Annotated in this window: 20 protein-coding genes; 11 read left to right on the forward strand and 9 right to left on the reverse strand. The window is 63.4% G+C overall.

The window, feature by feature from the left end; genetic code table 11:
• Together HYR72_14370 and HYR72_14375 are read left to right on the forward strand one after the other, a co-directional pair.
• Entirely contained in the window at positions 1–2,256 is a 2,256-nt protein-coding gene (locus HYR72_14370; GenBank protein ID MBI1816158.1) for a YfhO family protein, read from the forward strand.
• Between the two features lie 38 nt (positions 2,257–2,294).
• Positions 2,295–2,696, forward strand: coding sequence for a GFA family protein (locus HYR72_14375; protein ID MBI1816159.1), 402 nt, complete (start codon positions 2,295–2,297; stop codon positions 2,694–2,696).
• 23 nt (positions 2,697–2,719) lie between these two features.
• Here the strand turns inward: HYR72_14375 and HYR72_14380 are convergent, their stop codons facing one another.
• Entirely contained in the window at positions 2,720–3,523 is an 804-nt protein-coding gene (locus tag HYR72_14380; GenBank protein MBI1816160.1) for an enoyl-CoA hydratase/isomerase family protein, read from the reverse strand.
• A 49-nt stretch (positions 3,524–3,572) separates the two neighbouring features.
• Here HYR72_14380 and HYR72_14385 point away from each other — a divergent pair, with 49 nt between their 5' ends.
• Positions 3,573–4,304, forward strand: coding sequence for a hypothetical protein (locus tag HYR72_14385; protein ID MBI1816161.1), 732 nt, complete (start codon positions 3,573–3,575; stop codon positions 4,302–4,304).
• 16 nt (positions 4,305–4,320) lie between these two features.
• On the opposite strand, the gene malQ is transcribed toward HYR72_14385, so the two are convergent.
• Positions 4,321–5,853, reverse strand: coding sequence for a 4-alpha-glucanotransferase (malQ, locus tag HYR72_14390; GenBank protein ID MBI1816162.1), 1,533 nt, complete (start codon positions 5,851–5,853; stop codon positions 4,321–4,323).
• A gap of 195 nt (positions 5,854–6,048) precedes the next feature.
• Here malQ and HYR72_14395 point away from each other — a divergent pair, with 195 nt between their 5' ends.
• From HYR72_14395 to HYR72_14410, 4 genes are read left to right on the forward strand one after another with little or no spacing between them, the layout of a single operon-like run.
• Positions 6,049–6,435 carry an MAPEG family protein gene (locus tag HYR72_14395; protein MBI1816163.1) on the forward strand — a complete coding sequence of 129 codons (387 nt, stop codon included), beginning with the start codon at positions 6,049–6,051 and terminating at the stop codon, positions 6,433–6,435.
• A gap of 28 nt (positions 6,436–6,463) precedes the next feature.
• Positions 6,464–7,756: a family 1 glycosylhydrolase gene (locus HYR72_14400; protein ID MBI1816164.1), complete on the forward strand. Its 1,293-nt coding sequence runs from the start codon at positions 6,464–6,466 to the stop codon at positions 7,754–7,756.
• Positions 7,756–8,370, forward strand: coding sequence for a chalcone isomerase family protein (locus HYR72_14405; protein ID MBI1816165.1), 615 nt, complete (start codon positions 7,756–7,758; stop codon positions 8,368–8,370). Before HYR72_14400 ends, HYR72_14405 begins: the two co-directional genes overlap by 1 nt.
• Before the next feature lie 43 nt (positions 8,371–8,413).
• Positions 8,414–8,944, forward strand: coding sequence for a DUF2878 domain-containing protein (locus HYR72_14410; GenBank protein ID MBI1816166.1), 531 nt, complete (start codon positions 8,414–8,416; stop codon positions 8,942–8,944).
• Between the two features lie 138 nt (positions 8,945–9,082).
• Here the strand turns inward: HYR72_14410 and HYR72_14415 are convergent, their stop codons facing one another.
• The 5 genes from HYR72_14415 to HYR72_14435 all read right to left on the reverse strand — a co-directional run bounded on the left by HYR72_14415 (position 9,083) and on the right by HYR72_14435 (position 19,177).
• Positions 9,083–10,678, reverse strand: coding sequence for a matrixin family metalloprotease (locus tag HYR72_14415; protein ID MBI1816167.1), 1,596 nt, complete (start codon positions 10,676–10,678; stop codon positions 9,083–9,085).
• A gap of 508 nt (positions 10,679–11,186) precedes the next feature.
• A complete protein-coding gene (locus HYR72_14420; protein ID MBI1816168.1) occupies positions 11,187–15,572 on the reverse strand; it encodes a hypothetical protein in 4,386 nt (1,461 codons plus the stop codon).
• Between the two features lie 86 nt (positions 15,573–15,658).
• Positions 15,659–15,850, reverse strand: coding sequence for a hypothetical protein (locus tag HYR72_14425; protein MBI1816169.1), 192 nt, complete (start codon positions 15,848–15,850; stop codon positions 15,659–15,661).
• The gene (locus HYR72_14430) at positions 15,847–16,161 is read right to left on the reverse strand and encodes a hypothetical protein (protein MBI1816170.1); all 315 of its coding nucleotides are present in this window, start codon (positions 16,159–16,161) and stop codon (positions 15,847–15,849) included. The genes HYR72_14425 and HYR72_14430 overlap by 4 nt, the downstream gene beginning before the upstream one ends.
• 64 nt (positions 16,162–16,225) lie before the next feature.
• Positions 16,226–19,177: a calcium-binding EGF-like domain-containing protein gene (locus tag HYR72_14435; protein ID MBI1816171.1), complete on the reverse strand. Its 2,952-nt coding sequence runs from the start codon at positions 19,175–19,177 to the stop codon at positions 16,226–16,228.
• Between the two features lie 462 nt (positions 19,178–19,639).
• Here HYR72_14435 and gatC point away from each other — a divergent pair, with 462 nt between their 5' ends.
• Genes gatC through cysK form a run of 4 tightly spaced genes read left to right on the forward strand, consistent with a single transcriptional unit; the run spans position 19,640 to position 23,803 of the window.
• Positions 19,640–19,927, forward strand: coding sequence for an Asp-tRNA(Asn)/Glu-tRNA(Gln) amidotransferase subunit GatC (gene gatC / locus HYR72_14440; protein MBI1816172.1), 288 nt, complete (start codon positions 19,640–19,642; stop codon positions 19,925–19,927).
• A gap of 33 nt (positions 19,928–19,960) precedes the next feature.
• A complete protein-coding gene (gene gatA / locus HYR72_14445) occupies positions 19,961–21,421 on the forward strand; it encodes an Asp-tRNA(Asn)/Glu-tRNA(Gln) amidotransferase subunit GatA (GenBank protein ID MBI1816173.1) in 1,461 nt (486 codons plus the stop codon).
• On the forward strand, positions 21,418–22,863 hold the full coding sequence (gene gatB / locus HYR72_14450; GenBank protein MBI1816174.1) for an Asp-tRNA(Asn)/Glu-tRNA(Gln) amidotransferase subunit GatB: 1,446 nt from the start codon (positions 21,418–21,420) through the stop codon (positions 22,861–22,863). The genes gatA and gatB overlap by 4 nt, the downstream gene beginning before the upstream one ends.
• Before the next feature lie 7 nt (positions 22,864–22,870).
• Positions 22,871–23,803: a cysteine synthase A gene (gene cysK, locus HYR72_14455; protein ID MBI1816175.1), complete on the forward strand. Its 933-nt coding sequence runs from the start codon at positions 22,871–22,873 to the stop codon at positions 23,801–23,803.
• A gap of 224 nt (positions 23,804–24,027) precedes the next feature.
• On the opposite strand, the gene HYR72_14460 is transcribed toward cysK, so the two are convergent.
• Both HYR72_14460 and HYR72_14465 read right to left on the reverse strand, forming a co-directional pair.
• Positions 24,028–24,459 (reverse strand): hypothetical protein, encoded by a 432-nt coding sequence (locus HYR72_14460; protein MBI1816176.1) that lies wholly within the window; start codon positions 24,457–24,459, stop codon positions 24,028–24,030.
• 73 nt (positions 24,460–24,532) lie between these two features.
• A complete protein-coding gene (locus HYR72_14465) occupies positions 24,533–24,838 on the reverse strand; it encodes a hypothetical protein (protein ID MBI1816177.1) in 306 nt (101 codons plus the stop codon).
• Positions 24,839–25,025: the final 187 nt, after the last annotated feature.

Consider the following 25,025-nt stretch of genomic DNA (forward strand, 5'->3'; position numbering starts at 1 on the left):
GTGGAGAGACACACCCGCGCAGCGCTTCTCGCCGGCGCTTCACTGCTAGGTTGGTCGCTGTGGTGCTGGTGGCGGCTGCTCGCCCCCATCCAGTTTCGCAGCCTCAGCATCATCAACCTCGACCTCTACAATGAGGTCGTACCCCGACTCGAATTCGCGATCCGTTCTCTGCGCGCCGGGCACCTGCCATTGTGGAACCCCTATCAAGCATGCGGAACTCCATTTCTCGCAATTCAACAGCACGGATTGTTCTATCCTCTCAACCTCCCGCACATCCTCTTGCCTATCGGTGTCGCGCTCAGCGCCGTTGCGGTTATCCACTACGTCATCGCATTCTGGTCGACGTTCCTCTTGGCGCGTGACCTCGGCCTGTCAGTCGTTGCCGCGGTGATCGGTGGTGCCACCTTCAGTCTCGGTGGCGACATGGTCTGGCGGTTTTTTGGTCCGCCTCACCTTTACGCCATCACCTGGCTGCCGCTGCAACTGTTCCTCATCCGTCGACTCTGGCGAGGCGAGCGGCTCGCCCACAGCGCGACGTTGCTCGCGATCGTGTCCGCGCTGCAATACGTCGGCGGCTACCCGCAGTACAGCCTGTACGCCGCCTACATGATGGGGAGTTACATATTATGCTGCGTCATCACCGAACGAGATTTTATGATGATGCGAGCGATCGCCGTGCTCGGCGCCACCACCTTGGCAGCCGGGTTGAGCGCCGTGCAACTGTTTCCGTCGATGGAGCTGATGCTCGATAGTCCACGCCGACTCGGCACCCTGTCGAACTCGTTCCTCGCGGACGTCATTCCGCCCTGGGACGTGGTCGAAGGAATACTCCTTCACTCCCGCCCCCTGAGCGGTTGGGGGCGAGCGGCCTCGATCGGCATTGGTCCTCTCCTTCTCGCCATCACTGGATGGCGTCACTTGCCCCGATCGGATCGACTCTTCCTGCTCGCGTTGCTCATCGGCGCGCTCGTCTTTGGCGCCGTCGAGTTTCCCGGCCGACTCGAAATCTTGTCCTACGTACCAGGGGCGACTTGGTTCCGTCAGCCCTTTCGCGTCTTGGTCCTGGCCAGCTTGGCCCTCTCGTTGTTCGCCGCCGCGGGTGCGGACCAACTGTTGGCCGAGATCTCGACCACGGCCGTGCTGAGAGCGCTGGCCCCCGCACTCGCCGTCGTCGTCGCAGCGGCCGCGGCCTTCGTGGTCCGGGGTATGAACCCATGGCAACAGTACTGGCGCCTGGCCTGGATCGGCGCAGTACCGGCAGCCATCATTGCGTCGCGGTGGCGGCCCGCGACACGCGCGGCGTTGCTGACCATCGCCGTTGCTTCGGAGCTCGTGCTCATGCACCAGAACTTCATGGTGGTGCCGCACGTGGAACCCGATTTTTTGCCACACCCGGCACAGGCGATTGATTATCTGCACCGCTACCAAGGGCAGTGGCGAACCTATGTTGCGCAGACACCGAGTTCTTTCGCTAATCCGATTCGGCAGCCGCCGATCAAGCTCGGCATGAGTGCCGAACTGTACACGATTGCGGACTACGAGAATCTGTTTCCGGCGGCATACGCAGAATTCGGAGCGGCACTGCAAAAGTCGGTCGTGCCGGAGCCGGCGCAAGGTCAAGTCTATGCCAACGCCGATACGATCGACCGTCGGTTGCTCGACCTCACCGGTGCCCGCTTCATCTTGGCGTCGGCCGCAGCGCCGTTTCTCAACACGCCCGATGCGAGCTATCGCCTCTTGATGCAAGAGCCGGGATTTCGGCTGTACGAAAACCTCCAGGTGCTGCCCCGCGCGTTCGTCGTGCACGGCGTCGAATCTGTCCACAGTGTGACGGAGGCAATCCAGTGGTTGCGCGCCGGACACGCGGATCTCAAAACCGTCGCAGCAATCGAGCAACCCTTCGAACCGATGGCGAAGAACGACATCACAGGAGCGGGCGAAGCGGCGGCCAAAGGAGCGACCGAAGAAGCAGCATGGTTTGCACTCTACAAGCCGGAGTACGTCGTGATCGACTTCGAGGCGATGCAGTCGGGCTTTCTGATCCTCACCGATCAATTCACCTCGGGATGGCACGCCCGTCTCGACGGGCAGTCGGCAGCGATCTACCGCGCCGACGGTGTCTTTCGCGCGGTACAGGTAGAGGCCGGCACTCATCGACTCGAATTCACATACGCGCCACTGTCATTTCGTATCGGTGTGGCGATGTCGCTGGTCTCGCTGGCGGTTGCCGCACTAGTCCTGTGGCGTTCGTGGTAACGGAGGAGGCGCGGATGACCAATGACCGGGGATACTCAATGAACAAATCGCACGTTGAAGGCGGATGTCTGTGCGGCTCGATCCGCTATCAAGGTGAGGGCGAACCAAGCAACCTCACCTTGTACCACTGCCGCAGTTGTCGGAAGGCCACGGGGTCACCGATCATCGCGTGGGTGACCTTTCCGGCAAGCGGCTTCTCGTTTGTGTCCGGCACACCGACCGAGTACCGCTCGTCGCCCAAGGTTGTCCGTGCCTTCTGCGCAGCGTGCGGCACACCGCTCACGTATCGACACGCAAACTATCCGTCCTCAGTTGACGTGACCACGTGCAGCCTCGACGATCCCGAGTCGTTCGCCCCAACCGACCATACCTTCTTCAGCCATCGACTGCGCTGGCTGCGCGTCAACGATCATCTGCCGGCACGTTCCGATCGTTCGTGAACAGGCGTCTGCGCTTGTCGCGATCAGTCCTCGAAACGTGGTGGCCGCTTGTGCTTGCGAGCGGTGATCGCCTCTTGCAGGTTCTGCGTCGTCAGCCGCACGAGGAGTTGGTTGCGGTTCTCTAGATCGATGGCGGCCTCCAGGCTGCCGGTCTCGAGATTGGACCACAGCACTTTCTTCGTCATGGCGAGACCGTGCGGACTGTAGCCGCACATTTGCTCGGCGAGAGCGAGCGCTGTAGCGCGCAGTTCCGCATCCGGCACCACGCGTGACACGAGGCCGAGCCGCAGCGCCTCGGCGGCATCGACTTCGCGGCCGCTGAGGATGATGTCCCACGCGGGCGCCGCACCGAGCAAGCGCGGCAGCAACCAGCTCACGCCCAACTCGGTGCCGGTGAGGCCGTTGTTGATGCCGGCGCCGCGGAAGGTCGCCGACGCGCCAGCGATGCGAATGTCGGCGCCGAGCGTGAGGCACATGCCGCCACCGTAGGCCGGCCCATTCACCGCCGCGATCACCGGCTGCGGAATCGCGCGCAGCCTCGGCACCAGATTGGACATGAACTCCATCGCGCGAATCGCAATCCGCGCCATCGTAAGCCCCTCGCATCCCGGCGGCATCCCGTGATCTTCCAGGTCGAGGCCGGAGCAAAAGCCGCGGCCCGCGCCGGTCAGCACCGCGACCCAGGTGTCGTTGTCGGCACCGACTTCGTTGATTGCGTCGTAAAGCGGCACCACGGTGTCGAACGACATCGCGTTCAACCGCTCGGGACGGTTCATCACAATCAGGCTCACATGCGGGAGAGGTTTCTCGATACTCACGAACGACATGGCCGCCCGCTTTCCAGACGCCGCTGACCGTGTCAAGGATTGGACTGCGATGACGGAAGCGCGAACGAACCAAGCGGCGCGCAACAACGCGGCGTGGTGCGACGCGGTGTGTCGCGCCCACGGTCGACCGGGCGAGTTCTGGGACGGGATCTGGATCAACCGCCATGAAACACCTCGCTTCTATCCCAATGCGGTGACGCTGTCAGCCACAGCATCGGCCGCACAGCTTGAGCAGATCGATGATCTCACCCGAGCCCCGCTCGTGGGTGAGTGGGCAGTCAAAGACAGTTTTTGCACCCTCGATCTCGTTCCGCATGGATTCCGCGTTCTGTTCACCGCGGACTGGACCTGGCGACCGCCGTCGCGGCCGCGACCGAACGACGCGATTGCCGGCGCGCGTTGGGTGCGCATGCGCACCGCGGCAGATCTCGCGGCGTGGGAAGCGGCGCGGAGCGGCAAGCCCGCTACCGCAGACATCTTCCGACCGGCCCTCCTCGACGACGAGACCATCTCCGTGTTCGCTGCTTGTCGGGAAGGACGGATCGTCGCCGGCGGTATAGCGAATCGGACCGGGGAAGTTGTCGGTCTCTCGAACCTGTTTGTACCAGCGCACGATGGCGATGCGTTTCGCGCGGATTGTGTTGCCGCCGTGATTGCCGCGTTTCCGGATCTCCCTATCGTCGGCTACGAGCACGGTGAGGATCTCGCCACGGCCCGGGCCCTCGGTTTCGAAACAGTCGGACCGCTGAGAGTGTGGGTGCGGGCGTTGACCTCCGACTGAGCGCTCGCCCTCTTGCTCACGACTCGCGCGTGCGGCCGGTTGCGACGGCGGCTTGTCGTAGAGCTGCTGTCGCTGCGCGCAGCTCCGGAGCGTCAGCCAACTGTTCCACTGATACGGGCATGCGCCAGTTCCAGTTCTGATTGCTCGGCGTGTCGGGTACGTTGATGCGGTCCGGCCACCCAAAGAGATCCTGGATCGGAAGGATCACGAGTGCGGAACCTGCTTCGTACAGGCTCGCGATGATGCGCGAGTACACCGCCGCGGCGAGCGTGGGTGATTCGACATTCGCGGCGATACCCAACGCGGCCAGCGCGGCCGTGCGATCAGCCGGGGCGAGTCCTCTCCACCACTCGACGAGCGTGCCGGTGTCGTGCGTACCGGTGGTTGCAACCGACAACTGATCGTACGTACGCGGATCGCAGAACGTACCGTTCGCCCGCTCCCAGCGGAACACCTTGTAGCCGGGAATCCCACGACGATGCAGCGTCGCACGCACCCAATCAGGCACGGTGCCAAGGTCCTCCGCGATCGGCACTGCGTCTCCGCTGGCTTCAATGACGGCGCTGAGAAACGCCTCGCCCTGCTGTTGTTGCTCGGGTTCGGCGGCCGGAACGAACCCGCGCGGCCGAGCGGGGTCATGCGGGATCGCGTAGCTGCGGAAGAAGCCGATGATGTGATCGATGCGAAAGAGATCGTAGAGCGTCGCCGCGTGCTGGGCGCGGCGACGCCACCACGCGAAGTTGGTCGCGCGTACGCGTGGCCAATTGTACATCGGCAGGTTCCAGCTCTGTCCGGATTCGCTGAAGTCGTCGGGCGGCGCACCGACCGAGCAGGTGGGATCGAACTCATCTTGCCGCGCCCACACGTCGGCGCTGTCGCGCCCGATGACGAACGGCAGATCGCCCATCAGCCGCACCGCCTGCGCCGCCGCCGCGCGGCGCACGCGCTGCCACTGCTCGGCCGCTTGCCATTGCACGTAGCGGAAGAACTCGATGCGCGCCGCCAAGCGAGCCGCCGCTTGCGCCAACGCCTGCGGTTCGCGCCGCTTCAACGCTTCGGGCCACTCCTCCCAGGCACTCGCGCCAAACGACTCTTTCAACGCTTGATAGAGCGCGTAGTCGTCGAGCCAATCGCGATTGGTGTCGAGGAACGTCCCCAATCGCTTCCGCGCGGCGGACCGTCCCGTGCTTTGAAATGTATCGAAGGCCTCCGCGAGCGCTTCTAGCTTGGCCGCGCGGATGGCACTGCGCGGCAGCGGTCCGGTGTCGCCGTCGATCGGTACAACGCTCGGCGCATGCGGGACGGCGTGCAGACTGAGGTAGAGGGGGTCGATGGCGAACGCGCTGAGCGCGTTGTACGGACTCGCCTCGCCGGGCACGGTCTCGGTGATCGGCAACAGTTGTACGACACGCTGCCCAAAACTGGCGGCCCACTTCACTAGCGGCACGAGATCGAGAATCTCGCCGATGCCGGCGTCGCGGCCGCTGCGCAACGAAAACAGCGGAACCACGAACCCCGCGCAGCGATCGTACGGCGATGGTCGCGGCATTGAATCAGGCTCAGTCGTCCCGGTGGTGCGCGGAGAAGATTCGTCCCGTCATCGTGTCCGCCTCGAAGAACGGCGCGACCCTACAGCGCGGCGCGCGCGAGGGTCAAGCTGCACCGAGGCGGCCGCGGGCGTGCTTTCAATTCCTCGCCGCCTCCGCTACACCCGCACGCAGTCAACCAACTCTGGAGGTGAGCGATGAGTGTTGCCATCGTCTGTACCGCGCTGCTTGGTCTGCTGGTGTTTGCCCTCGGCTTCGCCGTGTCGGCGACGCGCGGCTCAACCGGCACCAACTTCGGTTACAAGCCCGACCCTGCCGACCGGCTCTACAAACTCGTCCGCGCGCACGGCAACGCGACCGAGTACTGCCCGATGATGGCGATCCTGATTCTCCTCATCGGCGCGCACCAGCCGTCGACGTGGATGATATGGACGTTCGTCGCAGCCACCGCACTGCGCTACTGCCACGCGGCGGGGATGATCCTGTCTCCCACGCTGGACAAACCCTACCCGTTACGCTTCGTCGGCGCGCTCGGGACCTACCTTGCCGGCTTCGCACTCGTCGTTGCGGCACTCATGGCGTGACCCGATCGTCGACAGTGAGCCGTCCGCAATGAGCAGCCAGACCCAGAGCGACTGGACTCCGCTGCTGCCGCGCGAGCCGCTGACCATCCCTCCCGATTTCATATGGGGCGTCGCGTCGTCCGCGTTTCAATCGGAGGGCGGCGAAGTCCCGAACGACTGGGTCGCAGCTGCGCGCGCGGGACGCGTCCCGGGGAATCCTGGCAACGGCTTCTGGAATTGCTTCGCCGACGACTTTGCGCAGGTCGCGGCGCTCGGTGTTCGTCACTATCGGCTTTCAGTCGAGTGGAGCCGCGTCGAGCCCGAACGTAGACGCTACGATGAAGTCGCGCTCGACCGTTACCGCACCATGTGCGACGCCGCTGTCGCGGCTGGACTCACGCCGTGGGTCAATCTGTTTCATTTCACGCATCCGCTTTGGGTTGCTGAATCGGGCGGGTTGCAGAACGCAGCCAATCGCGACGCGTTCGTTCGCTACGTCGACCGCGTCGCCCGCGCACTCAGCGGGCACGCGCGACACTTCCATACACAGAACGAGTCGATGGTGTACGTGCTGGCGTCATACTTCTTGGGCGAGAACCCGCCGTTCGTGCGCGATCCCGCCATCGCCTACGAGATGGCGCGCCACGTCCTGTGGCTGCACGCCAGCAGTTACGCCGTGCTCCATGAGATCGTAGCCGACGTGACGGTGGCTACGATCGAAGTTTATTTGCCGTTGATCGCCGAGACCGCGGCGTTTGCGCCCGCCGTGGAACTCTTCGACCGGTGGTACCACGGTGCGCTGTTGCAGGGGCTCGCCTCGGGCATCATTGACCTTCCGGGACGAGATCCAGAGACGGTCCCCGCCTTGCGCGGCGCCGTCGACCTCTACGGCTTCAACTACTATTCGGCATCGTCGCTGGGCCCAAACGGAGTTGGGACATATGCCGAGCATGCCACCGCTCCGACCGACACGATGGGACGAAAGGTCTGCCCCGAATTCCTGGAGCGCGGGCTGACGCGCGTGGCCGCCGCCCTTCCCGGCGTGCCGCTCGTCGTCACCGAGAACGGCTGCCCAACTCGCGACGAAGCCTTCCGCATCCGCTACCTCGCCGCGCACCTGGCGGCTCTGCTCCGCGCGCGTGACGGCGGCGTCGACGTTCGCGGCTACTTCCACTGGACCGCGGTCGACAACTACGAATGGCATCACGGTTTCAGTGACGCCCGCTTCGGCCTCATCGGCTTCGATCCGGTCACGCTGCGGCGTCAAGTGAAGGACTCTGGCCGTTGGCTGGCGCGCGTGATCGCATGCGGCCGACTCGACCCCAGCGACTGGCCGAGTTGATGCAGACCACGGGATTTGGAACCGGCGTCTCGTGCTCCCGTCGGCGCCTGGCCGCGCGCATCGGCACCTTCATCGCTGCTGCGTTGATCGCAAGCGCATCACGCTTCAGCCGCGCGGCCGAGATCGAAGGCGTGACCTTCAGCGATCGCGTCGAGACGCACGGCACCGTGCTGCGGCTCAACTGCACCGGCTTGTTGCGCTACATGGTTGTCATCAAGGGCTACGTGGCGGCACTTTATCTGGCACCAGGCGAGCAGCCCGACGAAGTGTTGTCGGACCTCTCCAAGCGACTTGAGATCAACTACTTCTACGCAATCAAAGGCCTCGACTTCACCGAGGCAACGGATCGCGGGATCGCCGCCAACGTGGATGCCGCGACGGCTGCACGCTTGCGGCCGCGCATCGATCAATTGAACGCGCTCTACGAGGACGTGCGACCGGGCGACCGCTATTCGCTCACCTATGTGCCGGGAGCCGGTACGGAACTCGCGCTCAATGGAACGCCGAAGGGCACGATCGCGGGCGCCGACTTCGCTGCGGCGCTGTTTGCAATCTGGCTTGGGCCACATGCACTCGACGACTCGCTGAAGTCGCAGCTCCTTCATTGCTCCTGAGCTACCGCGCGTGATTCGGCCTATGAGGGATGCGCCGCCGGCTATGGTCCGTTTGATCAATTTCGGAGCCTTCTATCTTGGTTGGTTCGCCTGCGTCGTGGGCGCCGCGCGCGGCTTGCCCTTGGCGGGACCGGCGGTCGTGGTGGCGTTGATCGCCGTGCACCTGCTGTTGGCACCGCATCGTGTCGGCGAGTTGCGTCTGATCGCGGCCGTCGGCGCGCTCGGTTTTTTGATCGACAGCGTGCAAGCCGCATTGGGTGTCTTCACCTTCGCCGGTCAGCCCGGAGTCTGGCTCTGTCCCCTGTGGCTAGCGTCGCTGTGGCTGATCTTCGCGACGACGCTGAACGGTTCGATGAATTGGTTGACAGGTCGCTATGCGCTCGGCGCCGCACTCGGTGCGATCAGCGGCCCGCTGAGCTACTGCGCGGCGGTCCGGATCGGCGTGATCGAATTTCCGAGCATGGCCATGAGTGTGACCGCGCTCGCAGTGGTGTGGGCACTGACGGTGCCGACGCTCTTGTTGCTGCGTGATCGGATCACGCTGCCACCCGCCGTGGCGCTACCGGTACGGTGAGATCGCTACTGATTTGCCGATTCGCGACGTAGTGCGCGAAAGTGCCGACCAGTCGTCTGTTCCAAGCCCAATCAAAGGAGAAGCCTTGAGCCCGATCCGCGCCGCTTCCCGGGATGCGCGTTGGCTGGCGCGGAGCCGCTATGGGCGGACCGACTGGCGAATGAGGTGGGCCAGGCTATTGATAAACGCGGTGATGGCGTTCTGATCAACCGCCAAACCAGGCGCCGTATCGGCCGGAGCCGTGGGTGTCCGGGTGGGTCGACGCGTTGGCGTCCGCGTGGGTCGTCGCGTTGGCGTGCGTGTTGGCCGCCGCGTTGGTGTGCGTGTCGGCCGGCGGATGCTACCGCGGGTTGGGGTGCGCGTGGGTATGCTGGTTGTCGTTCGCGTGGCAAACCGCGCTCCGGCTGGCGTGGGTGTGCGCACCACCAACGCGGTCGCCGTTGGGGTCGGGGTCGACGAGGTAGCGCCGCTGCTGGAGGTCACCGGGGTTGGGGTTGGAGTGGCGGCAATCACCGCTGGCGCGCGGTCGGGATACATGAAGGTAACCGCGGCGATGTCGTCGCTACCCAGGCCGGCGCAGCGGCCGTCGAAGTGTGCGGTGGCCGCCATTGTGGCACTGCTATCGGTGGCGTGCCCCAAGCCGATGGCGTGCCCCAATTCATGCGTGGCCACTTCCGCCAGATTGCACGTGGTCCAGAATGGACAGTTCTCCCACCCGTTGTTGAACATCACCTTCCCGGTCACGATCTTGTGAAACGTCGTGCCGCTGACCTCGGTGGTCTCCCATGAACTGCAGTAGCTGCCCACCGCCAGGACGCCCCCGCAGTTCACCGGGTCGGTGACTTCGTTGTACGGGTCGTTGAAGATCAGTCGGCTGCCGCCCCCACACCCCGCGAGCGGCATCGGGTCCATCAACCCGCCGTCTCCGAGCTGCAGATTCGTTCCCGCCACAGTCGACCACGCCGCGAACGCTTGGTTCAGCGCCATGCGCGAGTCGGCGGGGCCGATCGCCATATCGCCGGTGCGATCGATCTGAAACGCCACCACCTGCCCCGCATCCGGCTCGAACCAGCGCGCCGGCGTGCCCAGAAACGTGAACGCGCTGAGCTGTTGCTGGCGTACGCGCTGCGTGAGTTCCGCCGGCTGCATGACGATTGCCGGGCCGTACGCGCTGCTTGCCGACGGCCCGCGGCGGGCAATGCGGGCAATCACTTCGTCCAACTCAAGCGTCTCGGGTTGCGGGTTGGTTTCGACGTGCCCCGTGTGACGATCGAGCACGGTCACGCCGCTGCCATATGACCGGCGCACCAAGCGCTGGCGTCTGCCGGCGTGGAGCGTGTACTTGCCCATCGCCATACTGGTAGTGCGCAAGGTGCCATCGACGTTTTGACTGACGAACACCAGCACCCGCTCCCCGACGTGGTACTGCGGGCTGCCGTAAAGGCGTTCGCTGCGACCCGGCAGTTCTCCCCCCGCCTCGCGGAGCACCAATTCGCCTGCGGGCAGACTGCCCGCGACGATCGCGCTCGGCGTCAGATGCACGTAGGTCTGCACGCCGCCGGTGGCGTCATTCGCCGCGGCTTCGATCCCGCTCACCGTGCCGGTCACCACGGCCACTGATTGCGCCGCCAGCTCGCTCTCGTCTTGCAGCACGAACGTCGTCGCCTTCGTCCGCGCAGAGATGAGGAGCAGACTGATGGAGCACCCGAAAAGCCAACCCAACCGCACACGCATGATGGATGCGAGTTGAGCGAGCGCTGTGCCACGCACCACGCGCCAATCGTGTCGTCACGCTTTGATCGCAGCCGTAGAGGATCTCAACGTTCACTTGTCGGCATAGCATCGAGCCGCCATTTCCATGTCACCACCATCTTCGTCTGGGCCTATTTCAACACGGCGTGCGCACTAGAATGCCGCGTGCACAATGCCTCCGCACATGCCAGGGCGAGTCGGACACGCATGCGTAGTCACGACGCATACGCCATGCGGATTTGTCGGTTTCCGCGAGCCCTACCGAAGGGACAGAGCCAAGGGTGGCGTCGCGCGTGCATGAGGTTCCAAGGGCCGGGCCGCAGGGAAGGTCCTCGCACCGCGTCGCAAGCTTGAACCGCGCGCTAGGCATAGAAATGCGCGGCGCGTCGCCGCCTGATGTGGACAGAGACCAGGGTCTAGGTAGGAGTGGCCCGGGACGCTGGCACGGCAATCAACGCGCGCGCGCCCCGGGCCAAATCAGCGGGTTGGCTCAATCGCTGCGATCGATAAACAAGGTGCGGCGGTTCACCAACGCCTTGGCGTTGTAGCGCCCTTCCCAGCACAGGCCGTTGTTGTTTTTGAGTTGCACGATCACCTGGTGATCTTGGTCCAGCGGCAGATCGGGGATGTAGGTGTTGACCCCGCGCGCGATGTAGAGCAGCCGCGCCTTCCCATCCTCCCCTTTGCTCAGACTCACCAGGCGCGCCCCGTTGTTCACCCCGTGAGGATCGAGGTAGCGATAGCCGCTTCGCGTCGACCGCCAACACGGCCGCGCCTGGTTGCAGTCGCTCAGCGCAGGGAGGTTGCTGCCCAGCACGAACGATGGGATGTCCCCGATCGAGTCATACATGCACAGATTGTAGATCGTCGAGTTGACCGGGTCGCCAAACTCCTCCTTGGTTGTAGCCGCACCCTGGTTCCATAGCCAGATGATCCCATCGAAGCGGCTGTCCGAGAGATCGCGGAGCAGCAGCAGCGAGTGCTTCACCTTCGTCACGGAACGACATCCCGACAGCGGCGATACGGGGCAGAAGTCTTGAATCTCGACCCGCGGCGTCCGCGTCGGCTTGCGGGTGCGCGTACGAGTCGGCGTAGGCGTCCGTGTGATCGTGATCGTGGGGGTCACCGTGGGAGTGACTGTCACTACCGTCGCTGTCGGTGCCGGTTGATCGCAGGCGGCGCCGATGAATCCAGCCGTGCACGTACAGCCACCTGTCCCGGTCAGGCCGTCACTACACACTCCGTGGTCATTGCACGCAGTCGCTGCGCCACCCGGGCACGGGGCACAACTCGAACCGAAGTAACCAGCCGCACATTGATCGCAGTTCGTCCCCACAGATCCGGTCGTGCAGACACACGTGTGACTGTTGATCCCATCGACACACGCTCCGCCGTGCTGACACGGGTTGGGGCTGCAGTCGTCGATGTTCGTCTGACAATTCGACCCCGAGAATCCTGTGGGGCAGGCGCAGGTGTAGCTGTTGATGCCGTCGGTGCAGACGCCGCCGTTGAGGCACGGATTCGGGCTGCAGTCATTGATGTTGATCTGGCAGTTCGTGCCGGTGAAGCCCGCAGTGCACTGGCAACTGTAGCCGTTCACGCCGTCGATACACGCCGCACCATTCTGACAGGGGTTCGGGGCGCAGTCGTTGACGTTCGTCTGGCAGTTGGTCCCCGTGTACCCGCTTGCGCACGTGCAGGTGTAGCTGTTGATACCATCGGTACAGACGCCGCCGTTGAGACACGGACTCGGGCTGCACTCGTCGATGTTGGTCTGACAGTTGGCGCCGGTGAAGCCCGCCGGGCACTGGCAGGTGTGGCTGTTGATGCCGTCGACGCACGTACCACCGTTCTGACAAGGATTCGGTGCGCAGTCGTCGACGTTGGTCTGGCAGTTGACGCCTGCATAACCCGTGGCACAGGTGCAGGAGTAGCTGTTGATGCCGTCAGTGCAAGCGCCGCCGTTGAGACACGGATTCGGGCTGCAGTCATTGATATTGGTCTCGCAGTTGGCGCCACCGAAGCCGGCTGGGCATTGGCAGGAGTGGCTGTTCACCCCGTCCACGCACACGCCACCGTTCTGACATGGATTCGGCGAGCAATCGTCGATGTTGGTCTGACAATTGGCGCCAGCGTAGCCGACTGCGCACGTGCAGGTGTATCCGTTGACCAGGTCGGTGCATTGGCCACTGTTGAGGCACGGGTTCGGATCACAGTCGTTGATGTTGCTCTCGCAATTCTGGCCGGTGATGCCGGCGGGACAGTGGCAGGTGTAGCTATTGACTCCGTCGGTGCACGTCCCACCGTTCAGACACGGATTCGGCGCGCAGTCGTCGATGTTGGTCTGGCAGTTCACACCCGTGAACCCTGCCGGGCACTGGCAGGTATGGCTGTTCACGCCGTCGACACATGCACCGCCGTTCTGACACGGGTTCGGGCTGCAATCGTCAATGTTCGTCTGACAGTTGGTCCCCGCGTAACCCACTGCACAGGTGCAGGTGTACCCGTTGACTTGGTCGGTGCACAGGCTGCCGTTGAGGCACGGGTTGGGACTGCAGTCATTGATGTTCGTCTCGCAGTTCGCGCCCGTGAACCCGGCCGGGCACTGGCAGGTGTGGCTGTTCACGCCGTCGACACACGCGCCGCCGTTCTGACATGGATTCGGTGCGCAGTCGTCGATGTTGGTCTGACAATTGGTTCCCGCGTAGCCCGCTGCGCACGTGCAGGTGTACCCGTTGACTTGATCGGTGCACTGGCCGCCGTTGAGGCACGGGTTGGGAGCGCAATCATTGATATTCGTTTCACAGTTCGCGCCGGCGAACCCGGCCGGGCACTGGCACGTGTAGCTGTTCACGCCATCGACACACGCGCCGCCGTTCTGACATGGGTTCGGCGCGCAGTCGTCGATGTTGGTCTGACAATTCGAACCCGAGAACCCGGTTGCGCAGGTGCACGTGTAGGCGTTCACCCCATCGGTGCACACGCCACCATTCAGGCACGGATTAGGGGCGCAATCGTTGATGTCGATCTCGCAGTTCGCACCGGCGAAGCCGGCCGGACACTGACAGGTGTGACTGTTCACCCCGTCAACGCACGCGCCGCCGTTCTGACATGGATTCGGCGTGCAGTCGTCGACGTTCGTCTGGCAGTTGGCCCCCGTGTACCCGCTTGGGCACGTACAGGTGTAGCTATTCACTCCGTCCGTACAACCCCCGCCGTTCTGACACGGGTTCGGGCTGCAATCGTCGATGTTGATGTCGCATCCGGCTCCGCTGAAGCCAGGCACACACGCGCAGGCACCGGTGCCGCCTTCGCCGTCACTGCACGTGCCTTGACCGTTGCAGGGATTGCTGGCGCCCCCCGGGCACTGTTGAGCGCACCCTGCACCGAAGAAACCCGCGTCGCAGGTGTTACCGAACTTCACCGTGGCGATCGAGTCGGAGCCCAAATCGAACTCGTACGGATTGGTGGGGGTGGTGTTGCGCCAGCCAGTTTGGAGATCTTCTTGAACGCGGTAGTGCCCCGGCGGCAAATCGGAGAACACAACTTGCCCGCCGCTGGTCATTCCCTCGTTGAGCGGAATCCAGTTTCCGTTCACCAACCGCTGTAGCGTGATACGCCAGCCATCCAGGAACGCCTCGCTCCCCTCCTGAACGCCATTACCATTGGTGTCATCGAACTTCTGCACCACGATCACGGAATAGATGATGTTGCCGAACACCGCCTGCTGAGCCCCGTTGGCCGCCAGCACCAACCACTGCGACGCCTCCGTCGTATTGTGCCAGTCTTGGTGTCCAGCCACCGGCGTCGGAAACACTTCATCGACGCGGTAGCATCCCGCCGCCCGGCTGCCAAAGCTCGCGTCGCCGTTCGAGTTGGTGGTAGCCGACGTCACGAAGGAACAGGGTGAGGCGCACCCCGCGCTACACAAGAGAAGGTTCATCGCCCAGTTTGAAAGGTTGGGCTCATCGGGGCCCTGAACCGTGTCGGCATTCGCATCGAGGAACTTGTGGGCCAGAATCGTCCCGCCCACGACCCATTGCTTGGTCGCATTCGCAACCACGGTGGCGGTCGTGGGGGTTGCCAGTACGAGCTTCTGCTTGCCAGTGACGACCGGTTCGAAGACCGTGCCGGCCGGGAGTGGTGCCGTGAACGTCGCGGTGATGTTGGCCGTGCCCGCAGTACCCGCCGTGTTGGTTACAGTGAACGACGCGCTGCCGCTCGCATCGGTGACGGCAGTGGTTGCGCTGAGCTGGCCAAAGCTAGTGCTGAGGCTCACCGTCTGATTGGCCACCGGATCTCCACCATTCATGACGCTGATCGTCAGCGTGTGGACGCTGTTGCCGGGCAATACATTGACCGCTGATGGCGGGTCGAGGGTCATCTGCGGAACGTCAGCCTGCGGATCAGGATTCGCCGGCACACTGTTGATGATGGCTTGAACTCGACTTGCGTGAGAGTCGGTCGTGACGAAACTATCTGAGAAGTACCACACCGCCGCTTGCCGCGACGCGTTCTCGGAGTTGCTCAATGTATTGTTTGGACCGAAGCCGTGATTGAGCAGCCACGTGATTTGGGCGGTCGTCGGACCGCCAGCGTTGAAGCAATCGCCCACGGAGATGTGATTCAGCAGGTTGATACAGAACGAGGGAACGTTCGTCTGGCTGCCGATCGTAGCGAAGATAACGCCCGCAAATCCGATGCGCTGGTTCGGGACGCCATTGATCGTACCGGTCACAGCTTCGCCGTGCCCCACCCCAGTCAGTTCGCCCGTGTTTGTCCCCGGACAAGCTGCGTGTGCCCGCACCGGAAGCACGAAGGCGAGCCCAGCCGTCGCAACCATCACGCCGAATACAACACGCAGACTGTGTTTCATCTTGTCCCCCTCTTCACAAAACACATGCGAGCTTCGCCCGTCGGCGACTTAGTCTGAGCCCGACACGAGATCCGCGCCCCGTGCGTCTACCGCTCAGGCTGCGCGTCGCCGTCGCACTTGGCATCGCGGTGCGGGCCCGGTGTCGGAGTCGGGTTGATCACTGCCTGCGCAGAGGTCTGCGTCAGCGTCAGCACCGCCAACAGCAAGAGCGCCCCAGCGGTGGTGCGCAGCCAACGCCGACGCGCGCTGGGGTGAGTCGTAACCGTGTGGTCTTTCATTTTCCCCTCCGAGCCCTCCGGTCGCCTTGAGCAATTTTCGGCAGCCGCGCGCGATTGTCAGTTGTTCGAGCGGCCCAGTTGCTCCAGTAGTGGGCGCCATTCACGGAGGCGCGAACAATCCGTGAATCCAATCCTTTCGCAAAAACTTCGACGCGCTGTTCATCGAGAGCGAGAACGGCTTCCAGCTCACGCGCGGTGAGATCCAGCGACTGCTTCACGCAGATAGCGGCCGGATTCTCATAAAACCCCCGACGGAACTCGCCATCCGTCAGCAAACGCCCCAGCAATCCCTCCACCGTGCGTTGGCTCATCACATCATCCTCCCCCTAAACGGTACGCCTCCCATCGTTGTTCGCGCCGATTTCAGTCCGCACTTCAATCGCTGCGATCGACAAACAAGGTGCGGCGGTTCACCAGCGCCTTGGCATTGTAGCGCCCTTCCCAACACATGCCGTTGCTGTTCTTGAGTTGCACGATCACTTGGTGATCTTGGTCCAGCGGCAGAGCCGGGATGTAGGTGTTCACCCCGCGCGCGATATACAGCATCCGCGCCTTCCCATCCTCGCCTTTGCTCAGCGTCACCAAGCGCGCCCCATTGTTCAACCCATGGGGATCGAGGTAGCGATAGCCGCTCTTGGTCGATCGCCAACACGGCCGCGCCTGGTTGCAGTCGCTCAGCGAGGGGAGATTGCTGCCGAGCACCAGCGACGGGGTATCCCCGATCGAGTCATACATGCACAGATTGTAGACCGTCGAGTTGACGGGATCGCCAAACTCCTCCTTCGTCGTGGCCGCGCCGTGGTTCCATAGCCAAATGATTCCATCAAAGCGGCTGTCCGAAAGATCGCGCAGTAGCAGCAGCGAGCGTTTCGCTTTCGTCACGGAACGACAGCCCGACAGCGGCGACACGGCGCAGAAGTCTTGAATCTCGACCCGCGGTGTCCGCGTCGGCTTGCGGGTGCGCGTGGGAGTCGGCGTCACCGTCGGCGTGACCGTGATCGTGGAGGTCTCCACCGGCGTACTGGTCGGCACCGTTACTGTCGGTGCCGGTTGATCACAGGCGGCGCCGATGAATCCGACCGTACACGTACAGCCACCTGTCCCGGTCAGGCCGTCACTACACACTCCGTGGTCATTGCACGGAGTCGCCGCGCCACCCGGGCACGGGGCACAACTCGACCCGAAGTAACCGGCCGCACATTGATCGCAGTTCGTCGCCGTAAAGCCGGCCGGACATTGGCACGTGTAGCTGTTCACGCCCCCAGTACACACACCGCCGTGCTGACACGGATTTCCCGTGCCGTTGCACGTTCCGCTCGTACACGTATCGGTCGGTGTACAAGCATTGCCGTCGTCGCAGGAGGTGCCATTGCCTTTCGCCGGATTCGAACACACTCCAGTGCCCGTGTCGCACGTTCCAACGTTGTGGCACTGGTCCAGCGCCGTGCACACCACCGGGTTGCTACCGGTGCAAGTGCCGGCTTGGCAGGTGTCGGTCTGGGTACAGGCGTCAGCGTCGTCGCAGGAGGCGCCGGTGTTGGGCGTCTGCACGCATGCATCCGTCATCTCGTCACAGGATACCGGGTTACAGGCATCCACCACGAACTGGCTTCGTAGTGTCAGGTTGTCGATCCGGAAGCCCTTGCCAGCGGTGGCGGGTGCGGCCGTGCCACCGGTCCGGAAGAGCACCGAATCAACCGTCCGGCTGACCTCGGACGGAAGCGACTCGTCGACCCACCGGAAGTAGTCCTCCCAGCTGGTTCCCGTGTGCAGCAGGACGCCGTCCACGTAGACCTTCACGATGTCGTTGTGAGGTCCCTCCAACGTGTCGAGTGTGATCTTAATTGTGTGCGGCACGGTCCGATCGAGTCCAGTCGCCACAGTCGTCAGATAGAAGCCATCCGAACCCGAGCGTCCGTCAACATGGTTGGAGTTGCTGCCGAACGGTGCGAAATCCTGGTAGTCGTAGAAGTTGACCTCGAGCCCGCTTGGGGTGTCCTTCATCTGCACCCAGCTCATCCGAGCGCCGTCGCCGCGGTCGGGGCTTGCGACCACGGATAGACCGGGCTGCTCGGCACCGGGCACCGTCGAGGCAAAGCTCCATTCCGCTTCGAAGTGCGGCCGACGGACCCCGCCCGACAGACCGCCGTTGTTTGCCGTCGTCTCGCCCACTTCGTCCGACAGCGACTTCGAGAAAGTATGGTCGCTGAAGCACCCGCTCGTGACGGCGTTCGAGATCCGCAGGCTCTGGGCGCCGAAGCCGTTGGTTCCGCCGCTGCTACTCACCGCGTGGTCGTAAACCGCGCAACCGCTACCCGCCGCGCCGGTGCTGCTCCAGCCGTCCTGACCGTTGATCGTCCCGGTCGTATATGTCGGACCCTCGAAGTCCATGGCCACGGTGTCGGCGCTGGCGCAGTCGCGCGCACTACCGCCGCCGCAGACACCGGCGCTGCAGACGCTGCCGACGGTGCAGAATTGACCGTCCTCGCAACCGGCGCCGTCTGCCGGCGGAGTGCCGGCGACGCAAGCGCTGCCCCCCACACCGCAGGTCTCAATCCCGTTGCAGTCGTTACCATCGCTGCACTGCGCGTCCGATGTGCAGGGCTCGAAGTCGTAGGTGGTGCTGCCGCTCGTTGTGGTGATGGTGAACGCGTCGACGTTGCCATCGAAGGTTGTCCAGCCGCCGCCGCCCTTGAAGAAGAGATACCCGATCCCAACGCGCAAGCCGGCATTTGGGTACATGGTGAGCACTTGAGACCAAGTGCACGGTACGGCTTGCGGGCAGGCAATCGAACCTTCGAGCACATTCCCCACGATCGCCGCCCCACTCATCCACCACTTGCCGGCGAGGGGACTCCATGTCTGCCACGTGTTCTGAACGACCGTTCCGCCGATGCCGGGAGCCAAGTAGGGCTCGAACACCAAACGCCCTTGGAAGGTCGTCGTGCTGTCCGAGAGGTCGTAGTCCATGTCGAACTGAAGCGCGAGGGCCAGGTTGTTCCCCGCATCGACCGAACTCCGGTACGTGCTGTACTGCAGGCCGGTGATCTGACTGAGTGAAGTGCCGGCATACCCAGCCGTCGCGATGAGTTCGCGTGAGCCACTGTTGACCAAGCTGATGCGGGCACTCCCCACGCTTAAGGGGGCTGTCGCGGGTCCAAATGCCAGCGCTCCGGTCGCAGAGCCGCTCTCCGTGAAGAATCCCCATCCCTGCATGTTGGCTGGAGTCACGGTCACCGTGGCGCCTTGGGTGGCTTGCGCTGCGACCATCACCGACAAGAGCGCGGCGATCAGCGCAGATCCCCAACGTTCACTGCGCGTCAACATCGTCTCCTCCCGGAGGAGTCGCGCGGAGGCACGGCATCTTCCGCCCTCTGCGCGCCACGTTGCCACGACAGAATCTGGGGCGCTGGTTCGCTTCAGCGCAAGACTCGTTCTGCTCATTTGCCCTCCCTTGAGTTTCGGCCGACCCACGTCCCTTCGTGCGACGCGGAACTCAAGATTCACTGGGGTTGCTAGACCCAGTGCCCCCAACAGACATCACACAGCAATTGCGTCGCCACCTGCCCTGTACGTGGGGGCAATTTTTTTATGCTCGGTAAATCAAATATCTATACTGAGTTCGTCCAGCGAACCCTGCCGACCAACCGCTTGGCTTCTGGCTCATCCCAACCGAAGCGGCGGATGACAGCCACGGTAGTTGGCTGCGGTGACGTGTGCAGTGCTCGACGAGTCAGTATCTGAAGCGTGAGATTTGAACCCCCCAGACCCCTGTGGTAACTCGGCCGCATGCCACTGAGCGCCGAAGATGTTCGTCACATTGCACTCCTGGCGCGTCTGGATCTGAGCCCGGACGAGGAGCGCGCGTTTGCCGCACAGCTCGATCACATCCTGACCCACTTCGAGAAACTCAAACAGCTCGACACCGATCACGTCGAACCCACTGCGCACATCGTCGCCATCGACACTCCGTTCCGTGACGACGTCGTGGTCAACACATCGGCCGTTGACGCCCTGCTGACCAACGCTCCGGCCCGCGACGGCCGCTTCTTCAAGGTGCCGAAGATCATCGAGTAACCGCCGCTTCGTTCACGCAACGAGCACACCAACATGGCTGAGCTGTTTCGATTGACCATCGATGAAGCGCGCGCCGCGCTTGCCCGACGCGAGCTGTCTTCGGTGGATCTCACGCGGGCCGTGCTCGCTCGAATTGAAGCCACCGAGCCGAGGGTGCAGTCGTTCATCACGATATCAGCCGACCATGCGTTGGCGCAGGCGCACATCGCTGACGAACGACTCGCACGTGGTGACGCGCCGGCACTGTGTGGCATTCCACTCGCGATCAAGGACATCATTCTTACGCAGGGCATCCGCAGCACCGCGGGCTCGAAGATCCTCGACAACTTCGTCCCTCCTTACAACGCTACCGTGACGCAGAAACTCCTCGACGCCGGCGCCGTCTGCGTTGGCAAGGCGAATTGCGACGAGTTCGCGATGGGATCGTCGACCGAGAACTCGGCGCACGCCGTCACCCGCAACCCATGGAACCTGCAACGCGTTCCCGGCGGTTCGTCGGGCGGCTCGGCGTCAGCCGTCGCCGCCGGACAGTGCCTCGGAGCGCTCGGAACAGATACCGGCGGGTCGATCCGTCAACCGGCTGCGTGCTGCGGCGTCGTCGGGATCAAGCCGACGTACGGCCGCGTCAGCCGTTACGGCGTCGTAGCCTATGCATCGTCGCTCGACCAAGTCGGACCGCTCGGCAAGACCGTCGCCGACTGCGCGCACATTCTCAACGCGATTGCCGGCCACGACTCGCGCGATTCGACTTCGGTCAATCGACCCGTCCCCGACTTCCACGCCGCACTCACCGGCAACCTCAAGGGGCTGCGGCTCGGCCTGCCTAAGGAGTACTTCGTCGAAGGCATGCAGCCAGAAGTGGGCGAGGCGGTACGCCGTGCCGTGCGTCATCTCGAATCGCTCGGCGCCACCGTCGACCAGATCTCGTTGCCGCACACTGAGTACGCGATTCCCGCGTACTACTTGATCGCGACTGCTGAGGCGAGCTCGAACCTCTCACGCTATGATGGCATCAAGTACGGCTTCCGCGGCAAGGGTGACGCATTGCTCGACATGTATCGGCGCACGCGCGCCGAGGGCTTCGGCGCCGAAGTGAAGCGTCGCATCATGCTCGGCACCTACGCGCTCTCGACCGGGTACTACGATGCCTACTACCTCAAGGCGCAGAAGGTACGCACGCTGATTCGCAACGACTTCCTGAAGGTCTTCGAACACTGCCACGCCATCGTCAGCCCAACCGCACCGACGACCGCGTTCCCAATCGGCGCCAAGACCAGCGATCCGCTGCAAATGTATCTCGAAGACATCTTCACCGTGTCCCTCAATCTCGCCGGCCTGCCGGGCCTGTCCCTGCCGTGCGGCTTCGACCACAGCGGGATGCCGATCGGCTTGCAGATCGTCGGGCGCCCGTTTGACGAAGAAACCATTCTCAACCTCGCCTGCGCCTACGAGCAATCCACCGAATGGCACACGCGCGAGCCGCAACTGTCATGACGTACGAAGCGGTCATCGGCCTCGAAGTTCACGCCGAACTGCTCACCGAGTCGAAGGTGTTCTGCGCCTGTTCCGCGAAGTTCGGGGCGGCGCCGAATGAGCACACTTGTCCGGTCTGCCTCGGCATGCCCGGCGTCCTGCCCGTGCTCAATCGCCGCGTCGTCGAGTTTGCCATCCGCGCCGGCCTCGCGACCAACTGCGAGATCGCCCACTACAGCCGGTGGGCGCGCAAGAACTACTTCTATCCGGACCTTCCGAAGGGCTACCAAATCACGCAATACGAGCTGCCCTTGTGCATCGGCGGCGGCATCGAGATCGCCGCCGAAGATGGCACCAGCAAGATCGTTCGGCTCACGCGCATTCACATGGAAGAGGATACCGGCAAAAATATTCACGACGCGCACGGCGACGCCAGTCTCGTCGACTTCAATCGCTGCGGGGTGCCGCTGCTAGAGATCGTCAGCGAGCCGGACATCCGTTCGGCCACGGAAGCGGGCGCGTATTTACGCAAGCTGCGTTCGCTCTTGCGCTACCTCGAGGTCTGCGACGGCAACATGGAGGAAGGCAGTTTCCGCTGCGACGCCAACGTGTCGATCCGACCGCGCGGACAGAAAGAGTACGGCACCAAAGTCGAAGTGAAGAACATGAACTCGTTCCGCGCCGTCGAGAAGGCCATCGACCATGAGCTGCAGCGGCAGACCGACGTGATCGAGCAAGGCGGCCGCCTGGTTCAGGAAACCCGCCACTGGGATCCTGATCGCGAAGTCACCCGCCCCTCGCGCTCGAAGGAGTTCGCGCACGACTATCGGTACTTCCCCGATCCCGATTTGCTTCCACTGATGGTTGGCGACGAGTGGATCGCGTCGGTGCGGGCGAGCCTTCCCGAACTGCCCGAGGCGCGCTGTGCCCGCTTCGAACGCGAGTACGGCATTCCAGCCTACGACGCCGAGGTGCTCACATCACGCAAGGACTTGGCCGACTACTACGAGGCGGCGGTGCGCGCTCATCGCAATCCCAAGGCGCTCAGCAACTGGGTGATGGGCGACGTGCTCCGCCTGGTCAGAGAGCGCAAGCTCGACGACGCGCTCATCATTCGCGAGTGGCCAGTGCCAGCCGACCGTCTCGCCGCGATGGTCGCCCTCATTGATAGCGGCCAGATCAGCGGCAAGATCGCCAAGACGGTTTTCGAAGAGATGGTAGCCAGCGGCGCGCTACCTGATCGCATCGTCGCGGAAAAAGGTCTGACGCAACTGACCGACGACGGGCCGATCATCGCTGCCATCGACGCGGTGATCGCCGCCAACCCCACGAAGGTCGCCGAGTACCGCCGCGGCAAGGACAAACTGTTCGGCTTCTTCGTCGGCCAGATCATGAAGGCCACTCAAGGCAAGGCCAATCCGCAAAAGGTCAACGAGTTGCTTGCAACGAAACTCTCCGAATAGGACACCCATGGCACGACTGTTCAACGACATCACCGAGACCATCGGCCGCACTCCCTTGGTACGCCTCAACCGCATCACTAGCGGATGCGGCGCGACGGTCTACGCCAAGTGCGAGTTCTTCAATCCGCTCAGCAGTGTGAAAGACCGCATCGGCGTGGCGATGATCAACGCCGCCGAGCACGCCGGCGCGATCGATCGCGACACGATGATCGTCGAACCCACCAGCGGCAACACCGGCATCGCGCTCGCCTTCGTGTGCGCCGCGCGTGGCTACAAGCTGACGCTGACTATGCCCGACTCGATGAGCATCGAACGGCGCCGGCTGTTGCGTTTCCTCGGCGCCGACCTTGTCCTCACGCCAGCGGCCGAAGGCATGACCGGTGCGATTCGCAAGGCTGAAGAGATCGCGCGCGCACACGCGAAGTCGTTTATCCCGCAACAGTTCCAGAATCCCGCCAACCCCGAGATCCATCGCCGCACCACGGCCATCGAGTTGTGGGACGACACCGACGGCGCCATCGACATCCTGATCAGCGGCGTCGGCACCGGCGGAACCATCACCGGAGTCAGCGAAGTCTTGAAACAGAAGAAGCCGTCGGTCCGCGCCGTCGCCGTCGAGCCCGCCGCCTCGCCGGTGCTCTCGGGCGGCAAGCCCGGACGTCATGCCATCCAAGGCATCGGCGCCGGCTTTGTTCCGGACATCCTCAACACCAAGATCATCGACGAGATCATCCAAGTGCAAGACGCCGACGCCATCGCCACCGCGCGCCGCGTTGGCGCCGAAGAAGGCATCCCCTGCGGCATCTCCAGCGGCGCAGCCGTGTGGGCCGCGCTCCAAGTCGCACGCCGCGCGGAGAACAACGGCAAGCTCATCGTCGCCGTCCTCCCCAGCAGCACCGAACGCTACCTCAGCACCGCGCTAGTCGAAGATCTCGCATAGCGCGCAGGGTGCGCGAGCCGATCAGCGTCTGGGCGGAAACACCGGCTGAGAGCGCAAGGAGCGGTAGCGCTGCCGCGACGCGTCCTCGACTCAGCACCCTCGATCCTCGACGACCGAGCTTCAATAGGTGTTGGGCGCCGACACGAGGGCCACCCCGCCGCTGCGAAACAAAGTCGACACACGACCCGCGGAACCGACGCGTCATTCCCCGAGCCTTATGGGGATTAGGCTGCTCGGTGCTTCGACCCAGGAACACGGATTTCAAAAGGTGCAATGACGTGATTCCAAAGTAGAACGCCGAAGACGGTAGCTAAAGCGACCGACTCAAGTAGGTCAAGCGTGCTCTCGATGATCGCCGATAGATGCGCTCGGAGTACTGGCGACACAAGAACGAGCGCCAGCTGAGCAGCAAACGCGATCCAAAAGGCGCGCGCGAAGGTGTTGCGCGCGGCCGCGATCCCGCGCGCTACGAGCGGTATGCAAATCATCGCGGCGATAGGGAACAAGAAATCTCCGAGAGCAAGGGATTTCACGCGGGCGACCTCGAACCAAGAGGGCTTTGTCGCGAGGAGAAATGCGGACACAAAAGACGAGAGAAGATTGAAGGCGAGCATCGCGATAAGGAGCCAACGAGTTCGCGCCGCGTTCAATTGCATGGGTATTCATTCCTCGTAGAGCAACCTAGCGGTCGCGCCCCGCGGCTGGTGGGCGCTGGTTAGGCCGCGACGGTCATGGGCTCAACTGCTTCTGCGCAATCCAGCGGGCGTCGCCCGGAGTGATTACCAGGATGTCTACCGGTCCGCCGACCGTCTTTTCACGAGCCTGAAAGCGCATCGTGTCGATTGTCGCCCGTATTGCGAAGCTTGCGAAGTCGATCGCATCCTGAAGTGTGAAGAACTCAAACGGTACGCCGAAGCTCGGAATAGGCGTCGGCGTCGTGCCAGCGGCGCCAACCAGCATCACATCATTCATGAGTCTCTGGAATACGTCGATTTCTCCACCCCAGTTCGCTCCCTGGTTCCCAGGTTTGTTCATCGGCGTAACCGATTTCGCAGCGAGGTCGAGAAAGACCGCCTCCTGCTTGTGGGTTCCGGAAATTCTGACCGGTCTTTTCCGGAAACTCTGGCCGGTTTGTCAGCGTGATCGTTGTTTGAATTCGAAGAGTCAAGCGGCGGTAGGTGACGGGTACGGTACGACGGACCGTCAAGCACCAGGAGGCGGC

Source organism: Deltaproteobacteria bacterium (genome assembly GCA_016178705.1).
Taxonomy (GTDB): domain Bacteria; phylum Desulfobacterota; class Binatia; order HRBIN30; family JACQVA1; genus JACOST01.

Coding starts and splice junctions, on each gene's coding strand:
- HYR72_14375 (MBI1816159.1), top strand. CDS start 2,295: ATGAACAAATCGCACGTTGAAGGCGGATGTCTGTGCGGCTCGATCCGC.
- HYR72_14380 (MBI1816160.1), bottom strand. CDS start 3,523: ATGTCGTTCGTGAGTATCGAGAAACCTCTCCCGCATGTGAGCCTGATT.
- HYR72_14385 (MBI1816161.1), top strand. CDS start 3,573: ATGACGGAAGCGCGAACGAACCAAGCGGCGCGCAACAACGCGGCGTGG.
- malQ (MBI1816162.1), bottom strand. CDS start 5,853: ATGCCGCGACCATCGCCGTACGATCGCTGCGCGGGGTTCGTGGTTCCG.
- HYR72_14395 (MBI1816163.1), top strand. CDS start 6,049: ATGAGTGTTGCCATCGTCTGTACCGCGCTGCTTGGTCTGCTGGTGTTT.
- HYR72_14400 (MBI1816164.1), top strand. CDS start 6,464: ATGAGCAGCCAGACCCAGAGCGACTGGACTCCGCTGCTGCCGCGCGAG.
- HYR72_14405 (MBI1816165.1), top strand. CDS start 7,756: ATGCAGACCACGGGATTTGGAACCGGCGTCTCGTGCTCCCGTCGGCGC.
- HYR72_14410 (MBI1816166.1), top strand. CDS start 8,414: ATGGTCCGTTTGATCAATTTCGGAGCCTTCTATCTTGGTTGGTTCGCC.
- HYR72_14415 (MBI1816167.1), bottom strand. CDS start 10,678: ATGCGTGTGCGGTTGGGTTGGCTTTTCGGGTGCTCCATCAGTCTGCTC.
- HYR72_14420 (MBI1816168.1), bottom strand. CDS start 15,572: ATGAAACACAGTCTGCGTGTTGTATTCGGCGTGATGGTTGCGACGGCT.
- HYR72_14425 (MBI1816169.1), bottom strand. CDS start 15,850: ATGAAAGACCACACGGTTACGACTCACCCCAGCGCGCGTCGGCGTTGG.
- HYR72_14430 (MBI1816170.1), bottom strand. CDS start 16,161: ATGAGCCAACGCACGGTGGAGGGATTGCTGGGGCGTTTGCTGACGGAT.
- HYR72_14435 (MBI1816171.1), bottom strand. CDS start 19,177: ATGTTGACGCGCAGTGAACGTTGGGGATCTGCGCTGATCGCCGCGCTC.
- gatC (MBI1816172.1), top strand. CDS start 19,640: ATGCCACTGAGCGCCGAAGATGTTCGTCACATTGCACTCCTGGCGCGT.
- gatA (MBI1816173.1), top strand. CDS start 19,961: ATGGCTGAGCTGTTTCGATTGACCATCGATGAAGCGCGCGCCGCGCTT.
- gatB (MBI1816174.1), top strand. CDS start 21,418: ATGACGTACGAAGCGGTCATCGGCCTCGAAGTTCACGCCGAACTGCTC.
- cysK (MBI1816175.1), top strand. CDS start 22,871: ATGGCACGACTGTTCAACGACATCACCGAGACCATCGGCCGCACTCCC.
- HYR72_14460 (MBI1816176.1), bottom strand. CDS start 24,459: ATGCAATTGAACGCGGCGCGAACTCGTTGGCTCCTTATCGCGATGCTC.
- HYR72_14465 (MBI1816177.1), bottom strand. CDS start 24,838: ATGAACAAACCTGGGAACCAGGGAGCGAACTGGGGTGGAGAAATCGAC.